At 47.6% G+C, this 500-nt stretch carries 1 protein-coding gene; it reads right to left on the bottom strand.

The genetic code is table 11. The features are described 5' to 3' along the window. On the bottom strand, positions 1–500 hold a 500-nt coding region (locus ACNOHI_RS25710; protein ID WP_420477554.1), incomplete at both ends, for a hypothetical protein.

The following is a 500-nucleotide window of genomic DNA, read 5'->3' as shown; positions in this document are numbered from 1 at the left end:
AAACGGCTAATGGCGCCCCCGATTGTAAAGCGGAATCGAACGTCCACTGCCGGTTGAACGGAGAAGCGTTTTCTAAGGAAGATAAAATAGCGTAACCTAATTTCCGGCCGTTGGCGTCAACAATTTCAGGGTCTCTGACATATTGTTTTTTTGGAGCAAGATCTCCTGATGCGCCTTGTAAAAATAGGCAGGCCACATTTAGCTGAGAGAAGATGAGTTCCCTCATAGCCCCTACATAATCGGGCGAGATCAGCGTATTTTCATGCGCAAAGGTAGTGGGATGGCAGGCATAGTTGCAGATAACTGCTTTCAACCGGCCATTGCTATCACTTAACTTGCCCACCAGCAAGGTATTATCGGCCCGTGCTGCAGGATCGTAGCCAATTAAAAACTCCCCGTCCAGGTTCAGATCTCTCTTAGCGGCCAGATCGCAACAACCATATTCCCAGGATAACGAACCATCGATCAGGTTTTCTTTAGCCTTTTTAATGCTCCGGATA

Source organism: Noviherbaspirillum sp. ST9 (assembly GCF_048799745.1).
Taxonomy (GTDB): Bacteria; Pseudomonadota; Gammaproteobacteria; order Burkholderiales; family Burkholderiaceae_D; genus Noviherbaspirillum.
This window is presented reverse-complemented; position numbering and strand designations above follow the sequence as displayed.